The 16,323-nt window shown below is 47.1% G+C and carries 17 protein-coding genes; 11 read left to right on the forward strand and 6 right to left on the reverse strand.

Annotated elements, in window-relative coordinates; genetic code table 11:
* The first annotated feature begins 48 nt into the window (after positions 1–48).
* The gene (locus M1D71_RS03045; RefSeq protein ID WP_458127146.1) at positions 49–1,554 is read left to right on the forward strand and encodes an MDR family MFS transporter; all 1,506 of its coding nucleotides are present in this window, start codon (positions 49–51) and stop codon (positions 1,552–1,554) included.
* A gap of 77 nt (positions 1,555–1,631) precedes the next feature.
* On the opposite strand, the gene M1D71_RS03050 is transcribed toward M1D71_RS03045, so the two are convergent.
* From M1D71_RS03050 to M1D71_RS03060, 3 genes are all read right to left on the reverse strand, one after another.
* Positions 1,632–2,093, reverse strand: coding sequence for a MarR family winged helix-turn-helix transcriptional regulator (locus M1D71_RS03050; protein ID WP_458125193.1), 462 nt, complete (start codon positions 2,091–2,093; stop codon positions 1,632–1,634).
* 326 nt (positions 2,094–2,419) lie between these two features.
* Positions 2,420–2,812 carry a type II toxin-antitoxin system death-on-curing family toxin gene (locus M1D71_RS03055; protein WP_458125194.1) on the reverse strand — a complete coding sequence of 131 codons (393 nt, stop codon included), beginning with the start codon at positions 2,810–2,812 and terminating at the stop codon, positions 2,420–2,422.
* Position 2,813: 1 nt separating this feature from the next.
* Positions 2,814–3,107, reverse strand: a complete 294-nt coding sequence (locus M1D71_RS03060) for an AbrB/MazE/SpoVT family DNA-binding domain-containing protein (RefSeq protein ID WP_458125195.1) — start codon at positions 3,105–3,107, stop codon at positions 2,814–2,816.
* 205 nt (positions 3,108–3,312) lie between these two features.
* On the opposite strand from M1D71_RS03060, the gene M1D71_RS03065 reads away from it, so the two are divergent.
* The 3 genes from M1D71_RS03065 to M1D71_RS03075 all read left to right on the forward strand — a co-directional run bounded on the left by M1D71_RS03065 (position 3,313) and on the right by M1D71_RS03075 (position 5,809).
* Positions 3,313–4,044 carry an ABC transporter ATP-binding protein gene (locus M1D71_RS03065; protein WP_458125196.1) on the forward strand — a complete coding sequence of 244 codons (732 nt, stop codon included), beginning with the start codon at positions 3,313–3,315 and terminating at the stop codon, positions 4,042–4,044.
* 21 nt (positions 4,045–4,065) lie between these two features.
* On the forward strand, positions 4,066–5,313 hold the full coding sequence (locus M1D71_RS03070; protein ID WP_458125197.1) for an ABC transporter permease: 1,248 nt from the start codon (positions 4,066–4,068) through the stop codon (positions 5,311–5,313).
* Between the two features lie 112 nt (positions 5,314–5,425).
* Positions 5,426–5,809, forward strand: a complete 384-nt coding sequence (locus tag M1D71_RS03075; RefSeq protein ID WP_458125198.1) for a hypothetical protein — start codon at positions 5,426–5,428, stop codon at positions 5,807–5,809.
* Positions 5,810–5,937: 128 nt separating this feature from the next.
* Here M1D71_RS03075 and M1D71_RS03080 read toward each other — a convergent pair whose 3' ends face one another.
* Entirely contained in the window at positions 5,938–7,206 is a 1,269-nt protein-coding gene (locus tag M1D71_RS03080) for an NAD(P)/FAD-dependent oxidoreductase (RefSeq protein WP_458125199.1), read from the reverse strand.
* Between the two features lie 195 nt (positions 7,207–7,401).
* On the opposite strand from M1D71_RS03080, the gene M1D71_RS03085 reads away from it, so the two are divergent.
* The 3 genes from M1D71_RS03085 (at position 7,402) to nadE (ending at position 10,694) form a co-directional block, all read left to right on the forward strand.
* Positions 7,402–9,096: a two-component system sensor histidine kinase NtrB gene (locus M1D71_RS03085; protein WP_458125200.1), complete on the forward strand. Its 1,695-nt coding sequence runs from the start codon at positions 7,402–7,404 to the stop codon at positions 9,094–9,096.
* A gap of 220 nt (positions 9,097–9,316) precedes the next feature.
* Positions 9,317–9,751, forward strand: a complete 435-nt coding sequence (locus tag M1D71_RS03090) for a BrxA/BrxB family bacilliredoxin (protein ID WP_145326477.1) — start codon at positions 9,317–9,319, stop codon at positions 9,749–9,751.
* Positions 9,752–9,884: 133 nt separating this feature from the next.
* Complete coding sequence (nadE, locus tag M1D71_RS03095; RefSeq protein ID WP_458125201.1) at positions 9,885–10,694, forward strand: ammonia-dependent NAD(+) synthetase; 810 nt, start codon at positions 9,885–9,887, stop codon at positions 10,692–10,694.
* Positions 10,695–10,797: 103 nt separating this feature from the next.
* On the opposite strand, the gene M1D71_RS03100 is transcribed toward nadE, so the two are convergent.
* Positions 10,798–11,613, reverse strand: a complete 816-nt coding sequence (locus tag M1D71_RS03100; RefSeq protein ID WP_458125202.1) for an alpha/beta hydrolase family protein — start codon at positions 11,611–11,613, stop codon at positions 10,798–10,800.
* A gap of 404 nt (positions 11,614–12,017) precedes the next feature.
* On the opposite strand from M1D71_RS03100, the gene acpS reads away from it, so the two are divergent.
* Positions 12,018–12,416: a holo-ACP synthase gene (gene acpS, locus M1D71_RS03105; RefSeq protein ID WP_458125203.1), complete on the forward strand. Its 399-nt coding sequence runs from the start codon at positions 12,018–12,020 to the stop codon at positions 12,414–12,416.
* Between the two features lie 29 nt (positions 12,417–12,445).
* On the forward strand, positions 12,446–13,738 hold the full coding sequence (gene mutY, locus M1D71_RS03110; RefSeq protein ID WP_458125204.1) for an A/G-specific adenine glycosylase: 1,293 nt from the start codon (positions 12,446–12,448) through the stop codon (positions 13,736–13,738).
* Between the two features lie 89 nt (positions 13,739–13,827).
* Here mutY and M1D71_RS03115 read toward each other — a convergent pair whose 3' ends face one another.
* Positions 13,828–14,439: a superoxide dismutase gene (locus M1D71_RS03115; protein WP_458125205.1), complete on the reverse strand. Its 612-nt coding sequence runs from the start codon at positions 14,437–14,439 to the stop codon at positions 13,828–13,830.
* A gap of 416 nt (positions 14,440–14,855) precedes the next feature.
* On the opposite strand from M1D71_RS03115, the gene M1D71_RS03120 reads away from it, so the two are divergent.
* Together M1D71_RS03120 and lepB are read left to right on the forward strand one after the other, a co-directional pair.
* Positions 14,856–15,281 carry a GNAT family N-acetyltransferase gene (locus M1D71_RS03120; RefSeq protein WP_458125206.1) on the forward strand — a complete coding sequence of 142 codons (426 nt, stop codon included), beginning with the start codon at positions 14,856–14,858 and terminating at the stop codon, positions 15,279–15,281.
* A 326-nt stretch (positions 15,282–15,607) separates the two neighbouring features.
* Positions 15,608–16,213 carry a signal peptidase I gene (lepB, locus tag M1D71_RS03125; protein WP_458125207.1) on the forward strand — a complete coding sequence of 202 codons (606 nt, stop codon included), beginning with the start codon at positions 15,608–15,610 and terminating at the stop codon, positions 16,211–16,213.
* Positions 16,214–16,323 lie beyond the last annotated feature (110 nt).

Below are 16,323 nucleotides of genomic sequence, written 5' to 3' on the forward strand. Positions count from 1 at the left end.
TATATAGAGAACGAAGAGAGAAGGGTTTCTGTGAATGCAACTGGAGGTTTGAAGCGCAGTTTCATCTTGACGGGCCTGTTGCTGGCGACATTTCTGTCAGCGATTGAAGGCACAGTGATTGGTCCAGCTGGACCGACCATTGTCAGTGAACTGGGGAGTGTACAGCTGCTTAGCTGGATTTTCACCGCATATCTGCTGACGATGGCTGTGAGTACGCCCATTTTCGGCAAAATCAGTGATCTGTATGGACGAAAGCCTGTATTTCTAATTGGCTGTGCCTTATTTTTACTGGGTTCACTCCTGTGCTGCCTTTCGCAGAATATGGAGCAGTTGATTATTTTTCGTGCCATTCAGGGGATCGGTGCGGGTGCGGTAGTCCCTGTTACCTTTACGATTATTGGGGACATCTACGCTATTGAAGAACGTGGCAAAATCCAGGGTTGGATTAGCTCCGTGTGGGGTATTTCCTCTCTGGCTGGACCGCTACTTGGCGGTTATTTTGTAGATAATCTGGGCTGGCAGTGGATCTTTGGTTTTAATGTGCCATTTGGTTTGCTTGCGATGTGGTTTGTATTCCGTTATTTGAAGGAAGATATCTCTCCACGTACGGCCAAAATTGATTATGTCGGTGCATTGACCTTCACGGTGGGTATTACCGCATTGCTGTTCGTCCTGTCGGCGGGTGGGCAGTATTATGCCTGGAGTTCTCCGTTAATTGTTGTGCTGAGTGTGGTCGCCGCTCTGTTTATTATTTTATTTTTTGTGGTGGAAAAAAGAGCTCAGGCCCCTATGGTTCCACTACATTTGTTCCGAATTCGGGACATCCGTGTGGCGAACATCGCCGGACTACTGACCAGTACTCTGATGATCGGCTTGACCAGTTATTTGCCGCTCTGGGTGCAGGGGGTTCGGGGAGGTAATGCGACGGAATCTGGACTGCTGCTCGCGCCGATGTCAGTGGGTTGGCTCATTGGTAGTGTGTTGGCAGGCCGCCTGTTAATGAAAATCGGATCACGTATGACCGCACTAATTGGATTAACCGGAATTGCGATCGGATCGGGTGGACTGTTCATGGTGGGCGGGACATCTCCGCAGGCTGTGCTATTTATACTGACCTTTATTTATGGTCTCGGTTTCGGGTTTGCTTTTACAATCTTCACCATTATTGCGCAGTCTTCAGTAGGGTATAAAGAGCGTGGTTCCTCTACGGCACTGCATACGTTCATGCGTACATTGGGACAGACAATTGGTGCAGCGGCTTTTGGTACTTGGTTGAACTATCGAATCTCAACGTTATCGAATGAGCAGAATCTGGCTGAGGCCGGAATATCGGAGAGTGATCTGAACGAACTGCTTGCACCGCATACGGATGCTGCACTATCTGATGACAAATGGGCGCTACTGCGCAGCGTGCTGGAAGGAAGCTTGCATTCTCTGTTTGTCATTATGTTTGTCATTGCACTAGTCTCGTGGGTAACGACGCTGGCATTGCGCAAACGTTTAATTGTACCCGAAGATGCAGATGCTCCACCGCAACCACAGGGCTCGAAATAAAAGTGGATGTATACGAATAACCGGATTCGCCGATGTCAGGCAAATCCGGTTATTTTTGTTGATCCTTTTTGCAAGGTCTAGCTACTCACGGATAAACGGTCTGCACTGTGTGCAAGCCTTCCCAAAAGTTCAGACAACAGTTCCTTGTCTTCCTCGCTCAGTCCGCTGACCGCACGATCGATCTTCACCGCATAACCTGGATAGATATCATCCATGGTGCGCTGACCTTCTTCGGTTAGTTCCACAAAAATGATACGTCTGTCATGCGGACAATGCTTCCGGTGTAACAGTCCTTTTTGCTCCAGCTTATCAATCACATAGGTCACATTTCCGCTTTGCAGCAGAAGCTGTGCACCAACCTGTTGTATCGGCTGAGCTCCTTTCATATATAACACTTCGAGCACCCCGTAAGCGGTGGGGTTGAAGCCATGCACTTTGCTTCCGGATACAGCGTGTTCATTCACGCTCTTGAATGTCTGGGCCAAGGTGCGGTACAGATGAAGTGAACGTTCGGTTCCGATTTCTTGTAATTCCAGCATGCTGATCCCGCCTTTTCAGATTAGTTTTATAAGTTGAAATGATGAAGGGTGGTCCTCTTCGTTATGTCTATCCTGTAAAAGTTTATTTCAACTTATATGAGTTGGTTAGTTATGTTTGACGATTCAGGATGTCGCCATGTACTTATTGTAAACTTCTGTTTCCGCGAAAAACATGCGATATGTCACAAGATCTGCATTTTTAGCATTTAAAATTTGATCATTAATCATCTCGTGAAATCCTCCTTGAGATGTCGCTTCTTCTCTGGACATGAAGAAGCAGGGGATCCAGAACCCCTGCTTCTTTTTCGCATGTATAAGACAAAGAGCTATCGTTCCTCTGAATACTTTTCTAATAAGCGTACTATGTTCTCAAATGTGTACTTGCCCTCAGCAATGTTGACCATAAATTCCACCGCATATTTACGTTCCATTTGCAGGTAGTAGCCATTTATTCGCAGAAAGGACTTGGTTACAAGATAAGCTGTCCGCTTATTTCCGTTGTAGAAACAGTGGTTTTTAACCAGTGACTCTAATAATGCTGTAGCTTTATCAAATATGGAAGGATAGGCATCTTCTCCAAATAAACTTTGTAGAGGTCTATTTATAGCAGAATCCAACAAAGTATAATCCTTTACACCAGCTTGTGCTGTATCATTCATCTTCTTCATCATAAAATGGTGAGCGGCTACTACTTCTTCAATTGTAAGGAATACAGTCATCTTAACGATCCCTTAAATCATTGAGGATATCCTCATCTTCTTCAAAAACGTCGAAGAAAGCTTCCAGTACTTCGGGTCGTACATTTTCGGGTAACTTCATTTGCTTCACCTTTTTTAATACAATTTCTCCTTGACTGTTCTCAATAAATTCAATCTCATCGCCCTGAGAAACATGGAGCTTATCAATTAAAACCTTAGGCAGGCTAATACCCAAGCTGTTCCCCATTTTTCCTATTTTGCGCGAAAGTATTTTTCTTTTGGAATGCTCCTCTTTCATCTGAGCCCCACCATTCATGGTATATTCCTCCTATAGTATGATCCAATTTGTGAAAGTAATACGTAAGTATGTAATAACGTTAGTATGTATTAACATTATAACACAATGATAGAGATAGATTGCCTTCAAATACGCTCAAAATGATCAAACAAACGGCACACAACTCGTATACAATAAAATGAGATGATCTAACAAGCCCCAAATCAGAACAGGAGTGTTCGATATGAAGATAGAGCATGAAGGTGCAGCGATACAGGAGTCTGTATTGGACGTACATATTACAGAGGCAGGATACGAACCAGGACAGTCGACCATACGCAACATTCGAATGAGTGTGGCGCGAGGAGAGCTGGTGGGTATTATCGGACCAAATGGTGCGGGTAAAAGTACGACGATCAAAACGCTGCTGGGTCTGCTGGAACATGCCAACTATGAAGTGGCGATTGGGGGAGAGGGGCGTTATGCCTATATCCCGGAACAACCGGTTTTTTACGAATATATGACCCTGTGGGAACATCTTGATCTGGCCGCAGCGGCATATGAAATGGAGGAAGAGGTCTTTGTCGCCAGAGCGGAGGAACTGCTGGTTCGTTTCGGAATGGATCAGGTTAGGAATGATCTTCCGGCCAGTTTCTCGAAGGGCATGCGGCAGAAAATGATGCTGATGATCGGATTTTTGGCTTCACCGGATATCTATATTGTGGACGAGCCGTTTATCGGACTTGATCCGCGTGCTACCAAAGATTTTCTGAAATTACTCGATGACGAACGTCGGCGTGGTGCGGGTGTACTCATGTCTACGCATGTACTGGATACCGCTGAACGAATATGCGATCGGTTTATTTTAATTGCATCGGGCATATCTGCTGCCGAGGGAACATTGGATGAGATCCGTGAAACAGCAGGATTACCGGAAGCCTCTTTGTTTGACTGTTTCGATATATTGACGTCTTAGATAGAGAGAGGGTGAGAGAGGATGGAAACTTCCGGGCGTTATACACCACTTCGTTTATACAGGCGAAGACGCAAAGAGCATTTCAGGGAACAAATGAAAAATCTCAGACTCGTAGTGGATTGGACGGTGTGGGTATATCTTCTTGTTCCGGGTCTGCTCTACCTGATTGGATGGTACACGAGCCTGTGGACCAAATCGCTGCCTGCATGGGCGACCGGTTTACCTTTACCTGTACTGACTGGGCTGATCGACGTCGTTATGCTTACCGGGGGTGTGTTGATTTTTGTGGAGGAAGCAGATGTATTGTTTTTGAAATCTAGACCGTTGTGGATGCGTACGTTGATGAGGCAAGGACTATACCGCGCCTGTCTTCAACATTTGGGAAAAATGATCTTGGTTACAGCACTGACTGCCCCTCTGTGGTCCCGTGTCTATGAGATGTCTTATCTCCAGATTGCACTTATGGCTGTCTGGTTCGGTGCAGTAGCTTCGTTTCAAGCCATAATACTACATATGATGAAGGTTCGACTTACAGGATGGCGGCGCTGGATTCAGATGATCCCTCTCGTCATTGGCCTAGGTTACATGACCATTCACGCGACATCATGGATGCATGAACAGACGTGGAAAATCATGTTTGGTATTGTGGTGACCGGCCTTCTTCTGATTACAGTCGGACAGATGAGACTCTTGATGAAAGGAACGTTTGAAGGAGATGTGCGAGAAGATTTGCGAAGCAGGCTGCAATTGACGGCTCTGATGTTAAGTCAGGCGGTGAGCAAGCCGAAAGCTCCGCGAACACGGACCATCATCTTCCGTAAACCACGTAAACTATTACGCAATCGTTCGATCGCGAATCGGACAGCAGAGATCGCATTCAAGGCCTTCTTCCGGAACTCGGCCACAATGAAATTGTATTTACAGCTTGGAGGACTGTCCATTGCGGCAGTCGCCTTACCGCCTTTCCCGGTCAATGTCATTGTGTGTGCGTTATTGATTATCATGTTAACGGTGATGTTTTATCGCTCCTGGGATGTGTTTGCAACGTCCGACTATGTTCAGCTCATAACGTATGACTCGGATGCTCTGCATCGTGCGGGTTCAATGATGGTTAAGATGTTGTTTGTCCCCATTGGTATTCTTATGGGATTCACGCTGGGATTGGCCTGGCTTGGTTGGATCGTCGGTATTCTGACAGCCGCAGGTGCGGTGGTCTTCGGACTTTGTGTGTTAACTATTGCCGGATGGGTTCGACTTACCCGAGCCTAAAAGAATTCCTTTGTACTTCAGAGCATATGACGCGCTATAACTGACCATGCTATAGAAGAAGAATCTCATCTATGGATGATGAGAGATTAGCTGTAGCAAGGAGGAAGAGATTATGATGGATAATAGCGAACTACAAGTGCATTTCTCAGACGGTTCAGCGTTGAATGCTGCACGGGCAACCTTGGAGGAATTGGGGTATAAGCCATATCAGTCTGGCCCGCTGGAATTGTACATTCCGACAGACCGCCAGGATCCTCAGTCAGCCGTGGAGATTGTACAGTCTCATGGAGGAAGTGCCGTATTTGCATCTCAAACGGAAGAGCTGGATCAGTTTCAGAATATCTCAATTCCGGCTCATCTCGTAAATGAGGACTGGAATGAGGGGTATGCGAGCGGAAACCAGGGAATTCAGGCTGAGCAAGGTACCCATAACCATAGCGAGGACCCAGCATACGATGATTCGGCTGATGGATTCTCAGGCAGCGTCAAAGCATAGAAGTATCACAAGCTAAGAGCAGTTCGAGCCATTTTTTCTACCCAAAAACCCCGATACTCCACAGATAGTGGATATCGGGGTTTTTGGCATCAGAGCTAATTCAACATAAGGTTAAAGTGTAACCTCTATTATGATGTAACGTGTTTATATTCAGCCGCATGCATGCCAGCCGTATATCCCGTGGAGAAAGCAGCAGTGATATTATACCCTCCGGTGTAGCCGTGAATGTCCAGAACTTCACCGCAAAAGAATAGTCCAGGCAGCAGCTTGGATTCCATTGTTTTTGGGTATATCTCCTTTAAGTGGACTCCTCCCCCAGTAACGAAGGCTTCTTTGAGCGACCTTGTTCCGTCTGCACGGAAGGTAAAAGCCTTCATTAGCCCGCATAAGTTGCTTAACATGCCTTTGGGGAAATGGTGGAACGTAAGGTCATCGCTGATCTCGGCGCGTTTCATCATCAACGGAATCATGCGTTCAGGAACCCATGTTTTCAAGATGTTTTTGACCGCCTTGCGGGATTCTTGTTCCAATACCTGCTGAACCTGAGTTTCTAGTAGACCTGCTGACAGCTCCGGGAACAGATCAATGCTCATCATGACCTGTGGGTTTCCAGACTTCATCTGAACCTTACGGATAAACTGGCTACAACGTAGTGCAACCGGTCCAGATACTCCAAAATGCGTGAAGATCATATCCCCGCGATGGGAGATGACCGTCTTTCCTTTGGCATCCACTACGGATAAAGCAACATCCCTCAAAGACAAACCTTGCAGTTCTTTGGATTGAATCCAACTCTCTCCAGACACAATGGGCACTTCGGTGGGATATAACTCCGTTATCGTGTGACCCGCAGCTTCAGCCCAGGGATAACCATCTCCGGTTGATCCGGTTTGCGGTACGGACTTGCCGCCGGTAGCGATAATGACAGAGCGCCCAAGAATCGTTTTACCTGATACCAATTTAACACCCTGTACCTGCTGACCGTTCTGAATAATTTCCTTGACCGGTTCTTTGGTGCGAATCTCGACCCCGAGGGAGGCAATTTTACCTACCAGCGCATCAACGACCGTTTTTGCTTTATCGGTTACAGGGAACATTCTCCCATTGTCTTCTTCTTTCAGGGCAATTCCGAGATTCTCGAAGAAACGCATAATCCCCTGATTGTCCAGATTCTGAAACGAACTATATAAAAAGCGTCCATTACCCGGAATATGCCGGATGAGTTCATCCGTTTCCTTGGCATTAGTTACATTGCAACGACCTCCGCCAGAGATGCCGAGTTTACGACCCAGTTGATCTCCTTTATCCAGCAGAATAACGGAAGCTCCATGCTCGGCAGCTGCAACACAAGCCATCAGGCCCGCGGATCCACCACCAATTACGATAACATCATACATAAGTTATTACCCTCTTTTTTCATTGATTTTGTCTGTTTTACGTAAACCGTGTCTACTCCTGGCCTTTTATGAAATATAATAGAGATATGAGCAGTTCTATTATGGAGCCTTAAGGGATATATTGTAATATACTGTCGCCTATGTTTTAATCAGAAATACATGGGGGAATGTGCAGGCGGAGGAGGAGATGGCATTGTGGTTGCGTTAAAGGACATTCTTTTACAAGTACTGCTGGCGGGGTCGGCGGTATACCTGATTCCCTTATTCCATCTGGGGTTCTCCAGGCGGGCTGTGGCCAAGTTGGAACATGCCGGAATGATGCAGACCGTTTTTGCTGTGACGAGTGTCGCGAGCATGCTACTGTGTTTGATGTTCGCGCTTCATGAGAGTCCAGTGACTGTACCCATATCACTAAGCATCGTACCTGTAATACTTGTTATTTTGTATTGTAAGTCCGTTATAGGCTTAACGCTGTCCATACTACATATTCTTTTCTATTTCCTTTTCGCGCATCCCTATGATCTGTTCGGATTTCTCCTTCATACGGGCATTCTTCTCTATCCTATTGTATGGTTGTCTGCCAAACGATTCAAGCATAATACACCTTCGCGCAAAATGGCGATCCTGATCACCCTGATTGCACTGGAACGGGTTGTAACGAGTCTGTTGTGGATCGCATCCCTTCAGAATGATTCCACATACTCTGTAACTTATATGGTACTTACAGCAGTTGGATATACCGTTGGAGCCATAGTTGCGGGCAGTCTGAGTCTGTTATGGCTGGAACGGATGAAGCATTATCACGGGCTGGAGCATCATCTCTCGGAAGTTCACCAACGATACATAGCCGAGATGGAGAAGCTTCATCAGATTCTGAATGCGGTTCCTCTCTCCATTGCCACTGTAGATAAAGAAGGCACAGTCATGTTCGTCAATGAGATGATGGAACAAACAGCAAGAGATCAGTTACCCTGTAACACCACGCCTAATCTGATTGGCCGGCCCGCCAGCCAATTTGTTGAACAAGGTCAGGCGGACAAGATGGATAATAGCATTCGCAGAGCTGTCGTTCATGGTGAGATTAATGGATTGACCGTTCGTTACGGTGCTCACGTATTTCAGTCCCGAACCGTGCCCATTTATGCCTTTTCAACAGAGCCTGTAAGAGAGGTCACAGGAGCCATGCTGATTATTCAGGATATCACGGAGCTTGAGATGTTGCGAAGTGAATTGGATAATGTGGATCGTCTCAGTCTGGTGGGGCAGATGGCTGCAAGCATTACGCATGAGGTGCGTAATCCTATGGCAGTTGTACGTGGTTTTCTTCAACTCATGCAGGAGAAGAGTCCGGATTCCCTTGATCATTATTACCGGATCGTCCTGGAAGAATTGGATCGGGCGAATAGTATCATTAATGATTTTCTATCGCTGGCCCAGGATCGGATTGCGGAAAAAGAGGAATCCCAGTTGCATGATATCATTCATGAACTCAGTCCATTGTTATGGGCTGATGCGAACCTGCGTGGTCAGAGCATTGAACTCATGCTGGCCCATAATGTTCCGAAGCTGCACCTCAATCCAAAAGAAATCAAACAGGTGGTGCTCAATCTGGCCCGTAACGGGATGGAAGCCATGAATGAGAAAGGCGTGCTTACGCTCGAGACGCGCATAGTTGATGACAAGGTGGAACTGTGTGTACGTGACACAGGGCCCGGTATACCTAGAGTGAAGAAGGAAAAGCTGTTCGAACCCTTTTTCACGACAAAAGCCAAGGGGACCGGACTTGGATTATCCATGTGTTTAAGTATTGTGGAACGACATAATGGAACCATTACCGTGGAATCAGAGGAAGGTCGGGGGACTACCTTCAAAGTGGCATTTGAACGTTAGGTAATCAGCATCTTTTCCCAGACAATGAGACATAATATTATAGAAGAAGCCTTTCCGCAGGCGTTGTCTGAATCTTGCTTTCATTGCTTATGGATGTATAATAGAAATAGCACATCGTTACATCCATAATATTCGATATGAATGTAACGTTGTTTGGATAGCTAATCGCCTTTAATTCTATCGAGATCATAGAATAACCATTTATAAGGAGTGAAACCGAATGTCGATGTCATTTGATCAATACATGAAAGATATGGTTCAACCAATGCGGGATGAGCTAACTCGTCTGGGCATTCAGGAGTTGCGTACTCCTGAAGAAGTGGAAGCAAGTCTGCCGGATGCAAAAGGAACGGCGCTGGTCGTAATCAACTCTGTCTGCGGATGTGCCGCAGGTCAATGTCGCCCAGGTGTGTCTCAAGCACTCCAGAACGATATTACACCGGATCACCTGTACACTGTATTTGCTGGTCAGGACAAAGAAGCAACTGCTAAAGCACGTGAATTCTTTGCACCGTATCCGCCATCTTCACCGTCCATCGCCCTGATGAAAGACGGAGAACTCGTTCACTTTATCGAGCGTCATCAAGTGGAAGACCGTTCTGCAGAGGAAATTGCGGCTGATCTCAAAAGTGCATTTGAACGTTATTGCCGTTAATTCGCTCCATAGAACGCCCCGCTCTTCGGATAACCGATGCCGGGGCGTTTCATTTTGGATAGATAAGGTTATTGAACCATTCGGACCTTTCAAGCATCAAATTTCATTCATTTAGAAACGGGGTGTATTAACGATGAGTTTGCAACAACAGATCATCGCTGAATTGAAGGTTAAACCAAGCATTAATGAAGCAGAGGAAGTACGCAAGCGTGTTGATTTTCTGAAGACATATGTGAAAAATGCGGGTGCCAAAGGCCTGCTGATCGCGATCAGTGGCGGTATTGACAGTGCTGTGGCTACGGCGCTTTGCAAAAAAGCGACGGACGAGCTTACGGAAGAGAGCAATCAAGAGTATAAAACACTGGGTGTGTTCCAACCTTATGGTGAGCAATCCGATATCGACCACAGCTATGCTGTAGCGAAAGCATACGATCTGAAGTATGTCTTGGAAACGAATATCGAAGATGCGGTTAACGAGATTGCACTGGAAGTAGAGCAAGGCTTCAAGTCACTGGGCAGCCCACGCCATATGACTCACCAAGGTAAAGGTAACGTTAAAGCGAGAACCCGTATGGTGATGCAATATGCACTTTCGTTTGAAGAAAACCTGCTCGTAGTGGGTACGGATCATGCATCCGAAGCCATCACGGGTTTCTATACCAAATGGGGTGATGGCGCTGTAGATATCACGCCACTGAGCACCCTGAACAAACGTCAGGTACGCCAGCTGGCAGCATATCTGAATGTGCCACAGGCCATTTTGGACAAAGCACCATCGGCAGGATTGTGGGAAGGTCAGACGGATGAGGAGGAGCTGGGGATTTCGTATGAAGCAAACAGCGACTACCTTGAAGGCAAACAGATCGATCCAGCTGCACAAGAGCGCCTTGAAGCGTTCTATACGCGTACCCATCACAAACGTAATGCCATTCCAGGTATCTAAAACGGATGGATCTGCATGATTGTTAGATTAGGAAATACAAAAAAGAGTCACTGCCTGAGCAGCGACTCTTTTTGTTGTGTAGTTTAGTGGAATGAGAACACGTTCAACTACTCCATTCTTTGATCTGGTGCAGGGTCTGGGTGATGGCTTGCTCCAGTTGCGGAGTTGTTTCTTTGAATGGATGTACGGTATTAAACGTGTGGTTCCCTTCTGGAATCTGGTGCCATGGGATATCAGGACGGGCTTGAACAAGTGCGGCAGAACCGTCACGCAGACGTTGACCATCCGCTGTTCCCTGAATCAGTGCTACGCGCACAGGGGAAGAAGCCAAGCGATCAATGACAGCGTAACGTTCGCTATGCTTGTCCAGGTCTTCCAGGATAGATACGTCCAGTGGCATCTGCTGGCCTGTACGTCCGTTAATGACATGGCTGCGGCCATGTGTGCGCATTTCTTCTTTTTGCTCTGGTGTAAAGAGATCCAGGTTGGTTACCCCATTCCAGGAGATTACACCTTCCACCTGCTCGGGATGATCCAGTGCATAGACGAGACTTACACCTGCACCTCGGCTATGTCCAACCAAGTACACAGGAAGTCCAGCGAGTTCAGGTTGTGTAGCCACATATTCAAGTACCAGAGCGAGATCAGCAAGCTCCCGGCTGTAGGTATTCACTGCGAACTTTTCAAGTTCGGAGAATTGCTCCAGATATTCGCCGATACCGTTGTGAGAGAAATTGAAGGTCAGCACATGATGCGTCTGGCTTAGCTGTGAAGCTGCGTAGGGGAACATGCCCCAGTCTTTGAAGCCTTTGTATCCGTGAGCCAGAATGATGACCCCTTGAGCGGGTTGTTGTGCAGGGAAAAAGTCCCCGCGAATGATCGCATCTACGTCAGTGGGCAATTCAAAAGTTATGGGCATGATTCAGACCTCCTAAGAGTTTCAGACGATTCCTGATTCATATTTTAGCATATATGGTAATGCGGATAGGTACTCGCTTCTGAGCGCCCCTCCTGCTACAATAGAATACGTGTTCGGATAGTTACGGATCATGTGATTGAATGGAGATCTTTTACAATGAAGGTTCAAAAAGAGCGGTTTTCAGTACCGAGAAGATGGAATGAAGCTAGAAATGGAGTAGCGGAGCGTAGGATAAGCTACGTGAGCAACTACAATGTTTCCGAGGAAACAACCTTCGTAAGCATATACTTATTTGGCTGAATTCCATGTTCGAAGCTGATGATGTCATTAGGCATCCTTCGTAATCAAAAGCGGACTTTTTGAATAACCTCTTACAGTATAAAAGATTAAGCGGGTGAACGTTGATGATATATGGCATTGGCAATGATGTGCTGGAGATTGGACGTATGCGCAAGCTGCTGTCTGGTCGCCATGCGGAAGCTTTTATGAAACGAATCTTAACGCCAGCAGAGCGGGATATTGCGGTCCATCGCGGGAAGCGGATGACGGAGTTTGTATCCGGCCGATTTGCAGCAAAAGAAGCGGTGTCCAAGGCATTTGGCTGCGGGATCGGTGGCATTATGGGGTTCACTGACATTGAAGTGCTGCCTGATGGGACAGGACGTCCAGTGGCCTCGCTATCCAGTCAAGCCTGGGAACGCCTGCAGCTGCCATACGACAAGCAATATGACATTCATTTGAGTATTACGCACCAGACGGAACTGGCGGCGGCGTTTGCCATCGTGGAACAGATGGAGAAGTAGTTAGCTTGGCAATAGGAGAGGACGGAAAAATGGGTTTAATGGAACAGAAACGACATTTCAGCGTGAATTTGCTGGATTGGTATATGATCAACCGACGGGATTTGCCGTGGCGTCGCCACAACAATCCGTATTTTACATGGGTATCGGAGATTATGCTTCAGCAGACGCGGGTCGATACGGTGATTCCGTATTTCAATCGTTTTATCGGGAACTTCCCGACGGTACAGGCGCTGGCGGAAGCACCGGAGGAAGATGTTCTTAAAAATTGGGAGGGACTCGGTTATTACTCCCGGGCACGTAATCTTCAGGCAGCTGCGAGACAAGTCATGGAGCTGCACGGAGGCGAGATGCCGCAGGACAAGCAGGCCGTCTTCGCATTAAAAGGGGTTGGCCCGTACACTGCCGGGGCCATTCTCAGCATTGCCTTCAACCAGCCGCAGCCTGCGGTAGATGGCAATGTCATGCGGGTCCTGTCCCGATACTTCCTCATCGATGAGGACATTATGAAGGGCAGCACCCGGGTGTTGATGGAAGAGCTTGCAGGAGAGCTCATTCCGGAAGGGCGGGCGCGTGATTTCAATCAGGCGCTGATGGAGCTTGGTGCGCTGGTGTGTACACCCAAAGCGCCGCACTGCCTGACTTGCCCGGTCATGGAGCAATGTTCCGGCCGCATCGCCGGAAGAGAGCTTACACTGCCGGTCAAGACCAAGGCAAAGCCGCCGCGCCCTGAGCAGCGGCTGGTCGCGATTGTGGAAGGCCGCGGTGAGCATCGCGGCCAAGTGCTTGTGCGCCAGCGCCCCGATACGGGCCTGCTCGCCCGCATGTGGGAGCTGCCGCATGTGCTCGCGGTGCCCGCCGCAGCTGGCAAGAAAGCAGCGCCGCTGGCGGATGAGCCGGCCATGGCATTGCTGGCCGGCAGTCTGTGGGCGGAAGGCTTCGCTGCCCGCCCGGAAGGGCTGGCTACCCATGCGGAGCATGTGTTCAGCCACATTGTCTGGAGCCTGCAGGTGTACAAGTGTACTGAGCAGGACCAGAGCAGTGAGCTTCCGCTGATCGCAGCGGAAGCGAGAGCCGCCTACGATGCACAGGCTGCGGCAGGGGAGGGCACAGCCTTATCATCAGCTGTGCCACCTGAGTCAGCCGCAATGCATTCATCGGAGCTGAGCGCTTCTGAAGGACAGAATGTACGGACAGGTAAAGGCGATGGCCTGATCTACCGTTGGATCGGTCCAGAAGATATGGAGAAGATGGCATTTCCCAACATATTCTTGAAGCTAATCAGCAGTTATTTTGCTGGCGCTTATGAAGATGTTAGGGAATAATGAAGATATGAAAGCAAAAGAGCCTGGATCGGTCATAATGACCAATCCAGGCTCTTTTTTAATATGTTAACCGTTTAAGGTCAACCGTCTTATTTTGCAGAAGCGTAACGTTTGTTCACTTCATCCCAGTTGATTACATTCCAGAAAGCGGCGATGTAGTCAGGACGTTTGTTTTGGTAGTTCAGGTAGTAAGCGTGCTCCCATACATCCAGACCCAGAACCGGAGTCAGACCTTCGAAGAGAGGGCTGTCTTGGTTAGGTGTGCTAGTGATGGACAGTTTGCCATCTTTACCAACTACGAGCCAAGCCCAGCCGGAACCGAAGCGAGTTGTAGCTGCTTTAGCGAAATCTTCTTTGAATTTGTCATAGCCGCCCAGTTCGCTATCGATTGCTGCTGCGATATCGCCTGTAGGAGCGCCGCCGCCGTTAGGTCCGATGATTTCCCAGAACAAGCTGTGGTTAGCATGTCCGCCACCATTGTTGCGAACCGCTGTGCGGATGCCTTCAGGTACGCTGTCAAGGTTAGCAATCAGATCTTCCAAGCTTTTTTCTTGCAGTTCAGGAGCGCTTTCCAGAGCTGCGTTCAAGTTGGTTACATAAGTATTGTGATGGCGATCGTGGTGGATTTCCATCGTTTTTGCATCGATATGTGGTTCCAGTGCGTCGTTAGCGTAAGGAAGTGCCGGTAATTGAAAAGCCATAATGAAATACCTCCTGAGATTTTAGGTTTTTTGAACAGGTACATATGTATTAATACCCTTGCCACTAATATTAAACCGCATTCGGGCTAATTAAGCAACATTTTTGTTTATTAAGTACCCCGAGGTGTTGATCTAATGATGGGCCAGAGATAACAAACATATTTTACCCTTTATGATTATATTTATGTGATTTTAATAGAAATAAAAGAGAAAATATGAAGAATTACATTGTAAACGGTTACAATTAAGCGCTTTCAAAAGAAAATGCGTGTTTTATGGAGTAAAGTATGGTTTAATTGACGAAGAAGCGGTATTTTCTCGTTTTTTGTCATTATATGAACATTGGGTTTTTGGTAAAAAGGGAATCCTTTTTGTAAAAAACCTCATCTAAGCTAACGAAAAGGGAGATTTAAGACATGCACGTTCGTTCCTTTCAGTTGAGTGATGCAAGCCAGATGACGGAGCTTCTCCAGGTTGCACTATCGGAAGAGTGTTATGAGAACACGATGGGCCCGTTTGCCCGTCAATTGTCATGGGATTCTGACCTGATCTTGGTTGCGGAAGAAGAGGGAGACCTCGTCGGCGCTTTGATCGGTACGATTGATCACAACCAGGGTTGTATCTACCGTATTGCGGTACATCCAGACTATCGTCGCCGTGGAGTCGGCAAAACACTTGTCGAGGCTATGGAACAAAGGTTCCAGCAGCGTAAAGTCAGCCAAGTATGGGTGGCGGGTGATGAGCACAACAAAGTAGCTATGCCTCTATATGAAGCGATGGGTTACGGTGCCAATCAGATTATGAGCGCTTTCCAGAATCTTAGTATTTTGTCAAAAGCTTAGTTTGCATGTTTAAAAAGAAATAAAAAAAAGATTTTCATTTCATATTAGGCATATCTTAGCGTGTAATAACGTGAGGGATGTGCCTTTCTATTTATACGAGTGTTCTTCACGCATTATTCCTCCTGTTTTCACACATCCTTCTTATACTCCTCCGGTGTCTTCGAGTTCTGTTAAATCCATACGGTTGTTCCGGGTACGCTCGTCATACCCAAGGGATTGGTGCTCATAACCAATTGTTTCACTCTTCCAAATGAAGTAGACTGAAAGGGAGTAGGATCATTCATTATACACGTTGAATTCAACTAATTGATAAACGAGGTGTCCCTTTGAATTCCAATAACCTTTCAATGGAACATGTGAGTTCCGACCAACGTAATGAACCGCCTAGGCCTGAACAACCGGGGAAATCCTGGGTTGCTGAGCTGTGGGATTGGGTCAAAACGATTGTTGTAGCTTTTGTAATCATGATGCTGCTGAACCTGTTTGTGTTCAACCTGTCGATGGTCAAGGGACAGTCCATGCAGCCGACACTGGTTGAGCGAGATCGTCTGTTCGTCAACAAAATCGTATATCATCTGGGCACACCTTCCCGATCAGATGTGATTGTTCTTCGTGATCCAAGCGAAGGCGTGGAGAAGAAGGATTTTCTGGTTAAACGGATCGTTGGACTTCCGGGAGATACGATTGAGGTCAGGGATCACCATCTATATGTGAACGGCGAGCAGCAAGCGGAAACGTATACTGATATTGAGGTACAAGACCCGGATTTTGGCCCAATTACACTGGAGCCGGATCATTTCTTCGTGATGGGGGATAATCGTCATGAAGGTAAGAGTAAGGATAGCCGAGTGTTTGGCAGTATTACATCCGATGAGATTGTAGGCAAGGCTGAATTTATTTTTTGGCCGTTTTCTGAATTGAAAAAATTGTAAAATACTGGCGAGACAACAACTTCAGAGCGCATTTTGCGTTAAATTATATAGACTCGTTCCGTTTGAATTCAAGTATGCAAGGCATATACAGAAATGAACGCCTGTCCTCT

The organism is Paenibacillus sp. Z3-2 (assembly GCF_054161325.1).

Coding starts and splice junctions, on each gene's coding strand:
- M1D71_RS03050 (WP_458125193.1), bottom strand. CDS start 2,093: ATGCTGGAATTACAAGAAATCGGAACCGAACGTTCACTTCATCTGTAC.
- M1D71_RS03120 (WP_458125206.1), top strand. CDS start 14,856: ATGCACGTTCGTTCCTTTCAGTTGAGTGATGCAAGCCAGATGACGGAG.
- M1D71_RS03060 (WP_458125195.1), bottom strand. CDS start 3,107: ATGAATGGTGGGGCTCAGATGAAAGAGGAGCATTCCAAAAGAAAAATA.
- M1D71_RS03055 (WP_458125194.1), bottom strand. CDS start 2,812: ATGACTGTATTCCTTACAATTGAAGAAGTAGTAGCCGCTCACCATTTT.
- mutY (WP_458125204.1), top strand. CDS start 12,446: ATGGGTTTAATGGAACAGAAACGACATTTCAGCGTGAATTTGCTGGAT.
- M1D71_RS03075 (WP_458125198.1), top strand. CDS start 5,426: ATGATGGATAATAGCGAACTACAAGTGCATTTCTCAGACGGTTCAGCG.
- M1D71_RS03070 (WP_458125197.1), top strand. CDS start 4,066: ATGGAAACTTCCGGGCGTTATACACCACTTCGTTTATACAGGCGAAGA.
- M1D71_RS03080 (WP_458125199.1), bottom strand. CDS start 7,206: ATGTATGATGTTATCGTAATTGGTGGTGGATCCGCGGGCCTGATGGCT.
- M1D71_RS03100 (WP_458125202.1), bottom strand. CDS start 11,613: ATGCCCATAACTTTTGAATTGCCCACTGACGTAGATGCGATCATTCGC.
- M1D71_RS03115 (WP_458125205.1), bottom strand. CDS start 14,439: ATGGCTTTTCAATTACCGGCACTTCCTTACGCTAACGACGCACTGGAA.
- M1D71_RS03065 (WP_458125196.1), top strand. CDS start 3,313: ATGAAGATAGAGCATGAAGGTGCAGCGATACAGGAGTCTGTATTGGAC.
- acpS (WP_458125203.1), top strand. CDS start 12,018: ATGATATATGGCATTGGCAATGATGTGCTGGAGATTGGACGTATGCGC.
- M1D71_RS03090 (WP_145326477.1), top strand. CDS start 9,317: ATGTCGATGTCATTTGATCAATACATGAAAGATATGGTTCAACCAATG.
- nadE (WP_458125201.1), top strand. CDS start 9,885: ATGAGTTTGCAACAACAGATCATCGCTGAATTGAAGGTTAAACCAAGC.